Here is a 5,061-nt window from a genome sequence, read left to right on the forward strand (position 1 = left end):
ATCAATGTGCGGGACCGCGGACGTAAGACTGTTGTGGCGGGCATGATGGCTCCTGTTCTCGCCCCTCGGGGCGGGCATGAGAGAGGCGCACCCCGAGCTGTCCAGGCCGTGGGGGTGCGCCTCTTGCTTTGATCATTCGATTCCGCCCTGACCAGGCGGCCGGGCATGCTGGATGGTGCTTCCATCTCGTGACGGGGAACGGGAGCGCTCGGGGCGGTCGACGCGCCTTCGCCGATGCTGCGGCCGTCCCGGGGCCCGCTACCGCCAGGCACCCATCCGCGAAGCCGGCCAGCCACCGGGGCCGGTGAAGACGTGTGTGACCTTCACCTGGCGAGTGAGCGCTTGAGCTGGCGAGGCTGAGCATGTGAGTTGGCGGGGGATGCCGTCTTGATGTCCGGGCTCGCAGCCACCCCCGAGGGGGTGCAGGGTGGAGCCATGGCAGCCCAGCAGCGCTTTGCCGGTCTGCGGCAGCCATGGCAGTCCAGCCATGCGCTGCTGGCGATCCCCGTTGTGCTCATCCTGGTGATCACTATGGTGGACATCCACTCTCCCCCAGACGTCCATCTGGGACCGGCGCTGGTCATCGCGCCCGCGATCACTGCCTCGTTCGCCGGTCCCCGGCTGACCGGCTTCATCGGAGTTCTGACCTTGGCGGCCCAAGCGATCATTGGCGTGTTTCACGGCGGCCTGGCCACAACGAACCACATAGTGCAGTTGATCACCCTCACGGTGCTCTCGGTCTTGGTCGTGTTCATGAGTGCGGTGCGCGAACGGCGCAGTCGGCAATTGGCCCAGGTGCGATCGGTTGCCGAGGCCGCGCAGCATGTCCTGCTGTGGCCACTGCCGGACCGGATCGGGCCGCTACAGGTCGCCTGCCTGTACCTGGCGGCCGAAGACGAGGCCCAGATCGGCGGCGATCTGTACGCGGCCACCCGCACCGAGCACGGGACCCGCGTGATGATCGGTGACGTGCGGGGCAAGGGCCTCCCCGCCATCGGCGAGGCCGCCCTGCTGCTCGGCGCCTTCCGCGAGGCCGCCCACCAGCACACCACGCTGCCGACGCTGGCCGCCGGGCTGGAACAGAGCGTCGCCCGCTACCTGACCGACTTCGAACCAGAGGACGAGGCCGGGGAACGCTTCGCCACCACCTTGCTGCTGGAGATCCCCGACGAGGACCCCATCACCCGGCTGACCAGCTGCGGCCACCCTCCGCCACTGCTGCTCAGGCCGGGCGAAGCGGTCACCGTTCTCGTGCACCCCGCGCCCCCGCTGGGGGTCAGCCGCACTGGACCGGAGGACTACACCCTCGATGTGTTCTCCTTCGAGCCCGGGGACACCCTCCTGCTGTATACCGACGGCATCATCGAAGCCCGCGACCCTGCTGGCGGGTTCTACCCGTTCACTGAACGGGCAGCCCAGTGGACCGACGCCAGCCCCGAGACGCTCCTGCATCACATGCGGCGCGATCTTCTCGCCCACGTCGGCGGACGCCTCGACGACGACGCCGCCCTGATCGCGATCCGCCGCACGACCGCTCCGCATCCGAGCCGTCGCCACGGGAGGATCATCCGTGGCGGCGGGTCCCGCCACAGCTCCACAACAAGCCAATGAGCAGGCGCGCCAACTGAAATGCTCAGCTGGCCGGTGGTGCTCCCTATGGGGACGTCAAGCTCGTCGTAGGGCAGAGCCATGACGTCCAACTCCTCTCGCTGCTCACGGTTGAGAGGCCACTGCGACCGCCCCGGCCCGGGCGGGTCCGGGGCGGCACAGAGTGCGCTCAACGCACGGCTGTTTCGATGGCATCCCGTAAATGCGTACGCGCCCAGGCCAGAAGGGATCGCTGGTCGCCTGCGGGGCTGGTCAGGGCGTCGGTGAGGTAGGTGACGGCGTCGTCCAGGTCCTCGTGGGCGTCCTGCAGGTAGCCGACGCTGGCGGCGCCCAGGACATCGCGGACGCGTTCGACCAGGTCGATGAAGCCGGCCGGAGTGGCGTTCCGCGGCGCTTCCTCTCCGATGAGTGCGGCCAGATCCGCGCTGAAGCAGTCGCTGAGCGCGGCGAAGGTGTCGGTGTGTTCCTGGGGCTGGGGCTGGGTCTGGGTGGCCATGGGCGGCTTCCTTGTCCGTAGTAGAGGTGGATCGTGATGGGCCGCCGGGCAGGCGGCTGTGGGGCGGGCGGTGGCGGGCCGGGCTGGCCGGTCCTCTGCCCGGCCCCGCCCGCGCCTGGTGGCGCCGCGGTGCGGGGCAGGACGGGGGACCGTCAGACCAGGGCGCCAAGGGCGGCCAGGAGGAGCAGGACCAGGGCGGCCAGGCTCAGGTCGACCGCGCGCCGCAGCTGGCGGAACTTGCTGACAGCGATCCGGGACAGCACGCGGATGCGAGCAGCGCGGGTGTCGCCCTGCATGCAGGCGCGGATCGCGGTGTCGTCCAGGCGTGCCCAGTACGGGAACGACGCGCGGTCGTCACCGCGCAGGCGAGGACGGACGACCAGGAGCAGCAGCACGGCGGCCGCGGCCAGGGCGAGGACGGCGGCCGCGCCGCAGGCCTGCGTGACGATCGGCAGCCGGCGGTCGACGACAGAGGTGAGTCCGGCGAGGGCGGCGCCGTTGAAGGCCAGCAGTAAGGACGCTTTGCCGTCGGTGCGGGCGGAAACGCGCGGGTTCGCGGATTCCGGGACTGGTGTGACGACGAACCCTGCCGCCTGCCCACGGTTGGAGGCGGCTCGGGGAGCGGGTTCCACTGGCCATTAAGCACTGGGCCGGCCAGATGAAGATCCGTATCTTGGCCACATGGTGGATGAGGGAGAACCGAGGCTCTTTGTGAACCGTTGGGGCGACACGTCGGACCCGGCATCTGTAGGACGCGCTTCCTATCGGGATGAGTGCGCGTGCTTCGACCAGGCCAAGCCGCATCCGCGAGCCCGTGTCGGTTTCCACGCCGAACATCAGGACACCTCGGCCGCCGGGTGGCAACATCTGCTGGAGTTGATCGACGAGGCCGCGGAGGACGGGAGGGAGGAGTTCCGACCTCTGGTCGACCTCAGTGCCGAGGAGCGCCGGCAGGTCATCACCCTGCCGCCGAGCATCGCCAAACTGACGGCGGTCAAGCACTTCGTGCTCTACGGCAGCAACCTGGTCCGAATACCGCCCGAGATCGGTGCAATGACCAGCCTGGAGGAACTCACCCCCTACACCTCGTACCGGCTGCACTGGTTCCCCTACGAGATCACCAGATGCTCAAAGCTGGTCCGGAGCACGGTGAGCACCCGCGCCCTGTTCGGCAACTACAAGCTCCGTCCTCCTTTCCCTCGACTACAGCCACCGCGAGTTTCCGTCACTGATCTTGACCTGACAGCGCTTGATGCCCGGCGCTGGGGTACCACGGCCATCCGTGGATGCAGTGTCTGCGATCGGCCGATCGAACAGGGTGGGCTCCACCAAGTGTGGATCTCCCTTCGGGTGGCCACCGACGTCCTGCCTCTCCTGGTCAATGCCTGCTCGGCAGCTTGCGTTTCCGCCCTGCCCTCCGGTCCCGAGGGCTACGTGCAGTTGCCGCATACAGGCGGCAGGGTCGAGCAGCCGCCGTCCGACTGGGACTGATCGGACTGTCAGCGGGGCAGCCGGGCTGTCCGCTCTGGATACGCTGCAGCGACGTAGCGCATGGCGGTCTGTTCGGTGATGCCGAAAAGCCTCATGAGCTTGAGCGGGTCGCCGGTGGTGAACGCTTCGTCGAGGATCCGGTCCTGGCGCAGCCTGTCGAGGGTCTGTCCCTTGGGCAGAACCTTCTGCATGGTGATCCGGTGCACGGCCGGGCAGTCCGGGTCGGGAGCGGTCTTCTGGGTGACCAGCAGGTGGGGGTTGGCGCTGGTGGGCCAGCGTCGGTGACGGTAGGTGAGCCAGTCGGCGGCCACGGAGTGGGTGAGTTCCTCCAGATAGAGGGTGTGCCTACGCAGGCCTCGGCGCAGTTCGAGGGTTCCACGGGCGAGGTTCAGGTAATCTCTCCCGCGACCGTCGCCAAGGAGGCGTCCAGGGTCTTGTCCAGGTTCTTGTCCGTGTCGGTGACCGGGGCAGAGGTGGCAGTGGTCATGGTTGCGGTGCTCACCACGGTTGCTCAGGTGGTGGTGGGTGCTGGTCAGGCCGCCAGGCCATGCCCGGGGGCCGGGGCGATGTAAGTGGCGGGGTCCGCGGGGGTGCCGTCGTGGCACTCCAGGCAGGTGCCGAGAGTGCGCAGTGGCAGGCAGTGGTGGTACCGGCGCCGGCACTTGGGGCAGCGGGTGCGTGCCTCCATCGCCCGGTCCAGCGCCCGCTCCTGAGCGAGAGTCATCGGCCGGACGGGCTTGGCGCGGTCGATTCGGTACAGGTAGGTGGGCCTCGTGCAGACGCGGCCCGGCCAGTACCCGCACGGCCGGCACCTCAGGATGATCGGCTCCTGCCCTGCGGGACGCAGGCCGAGAGCGCGTAACTGGCGGCGCGTGGCGAGCCCTTCGGGCGCGGTGCCCCAGTCGTACGCCGAAACCAGCGGGTTCGAGGAATCTGAAGGGTGCTCTCGCCGGAACCCGCTGGAGGGGGGAGGGTTCTGGTCGGGGGTATCACGCGGGTTCGGCGTCAGCGCGTGCGACAAGATGGGGCCTCCGATCGGTGGAGGGGGCGTTGGGATGGGTTATGAACTGCAGGCAGTCATCGCCAAAGACGAGGTGCTCCGTGGCGCCTCACGGGACTTGCCTGCCGCTCAGGTGGCCTCTATCGGCCAGGGCCTGTCGCTGATACCGATGACGGACCAGCTCTTCGACGCTGCAACGGACGGCACCGAGGGCCCTCCGGGGTTCTGGCGGCTTCCGGGAGGGTTCGACAAACGGCTTGCGGACTGGTCGGTCGCCGGAGCGGTGGCCTACGTGGAAGCCGAGTACTTCGGCGGTGTCGGCGAGCAACACGCTGCCGTCTGGGCTGATGGAGCCGTCGTACTGGGACCACTCCATCCCTGATCTTGCGTGGGTATCCCCGGCTTCAGCCGGGGAGGGAAACGCATCCTCGGCCCGGAGGCGCGAAGCGCCGGAGTTCACTGCGTT

General features: G+C 68.6%; 7 protein-coding genes. 3 read left to right on the forward strand and 4 right to left on the reverse strand.

Annotated features, from left to right (window positions below; translation table 11 throughout):
- The first annotated feature begins 435 nt into the window (after positions 1-435).
- The gene (locus ACFVWD_RS57260) at positions 436-1,611 is read left to right on the forward strand and encodes a PP2C family protein-serine/threonine phosphatase (protein WP_389607033.1); all 1,176 of its coding nucleotides are present in this window, start codon (positions 436-438) and stop codon (positions 1,609-1,611) included.
- A 166-nt stretch (positions 1,612-1,777) separates the two neighbouring features.
- Here the strand turns inward: ACFVWD_RS57260 and ACFVWD_RS57265 are convergent, their stop codons facing one another.
- Both ACFVWD_RS57265 and ACFVWD_RS57270 read right to left on the reverse strand, forming a co-directional pair.
- Positions 1,778-2,104 carry a hypothetical protein gene (locus ACFVWD_RS57265; protein WP_389607034.1) on the reverse strand — a complete coding sequence of 109 codons (327 nt, stop codon included), beginning with the start codon at positions 2,102-2,104 and terminating at the stop codon, positions 1,778-1,780.
- A 152-nt stretch (positions 2,105-2,256) separates the two neighbouring features.
- The gene (locus ACFVWD_RS57270; protein WP_389607036.1) at positions 2,257-2,736 is read right to left on the reverse strand and encodes a Pycsar system effector family protein; all 480 of its coding nucleotides are present in this window, start codon (positions 2,734-2,736) and stop codon (positions 2,257-2,259) included.
- Between the two features lie 49 nt (positions 2,737-2,785).
- Between ACFVWD_RS57270 and ACFVWD_RS57275 the strand changes: the two genes are divergently transcribed.
- Positions 2,786-3,595 (forward strand): leucine-rich repeat domain-containing protein, encoded by an 810-nt coding sequence (locus ACFVWD_RS57275; protein WP_389607038.1) that lies wholly within the window; start codon positions 2,786-2,788, stop codon positions 3,593-3,595.
- Positions 3,596-3,603: 8 nt separating this feature from the next.
- Here ACFVWD_RS57275 and ACFVWD_RS57280 read toward each other — a convergent pair whose 3' ends face one another.
- Both ACFVWD_RS57280 and ACFVWD_RS57285 read right to left on the reverse strand, forming a co-directional pair.
- On the reverse strand, positions 3,604-3,906 hold the full coding sequence (locus ACFVWD_RS57280; protein WP_389607040.1) for a hypothetical protein: 303 nt from the start codon (positions 3,904-3,906) through the stop codon (positions 3,604-3,606).
- A 221-nt stretch (positions 3,907-4,127) separates the two neighbouring features.
- Positions 4,128-4,616: an RRQRL motif-containing zinc-binding protein gene (locus ACFVWD_RS57285; RefSeq protein ID WP_389607042.1), complete on the reverse strand. Its 489-nt coding sequence runs from the start codon at positions 4,614-4,616 to the stop codon at positions 4,128-4,130.
- 34 nt (positions 4,617-4,650) lie between these two features.
- Between ACFVWD_RS57285 and ACFVWD_RS57290 the strand changes: the two genes are divergently transcribed.
- Positions 4,651-4,977 (forward strand): hypothetical protein, encoded by a 327-nt coding sequence (locus ACFVWD_RS57290; protein WP_389607044.1) that lies wholly within the window; start codon positions 4,651-4,653, stop codon positions 4,975-4,977.
- The last annotated feature ends 84 nt before the right edge of the window (positions 4,978-5,061 follow it).

The sequence above is a fragment of the Streptomyces sp. NPDC058086 genome (assembly GCF_042885015.1).
Taxonomy (GTDB): Bacteria; Actinomycetota; Actinomycetes; order Streptomycetales; family Streptomycetaceae; genus Streptomyces.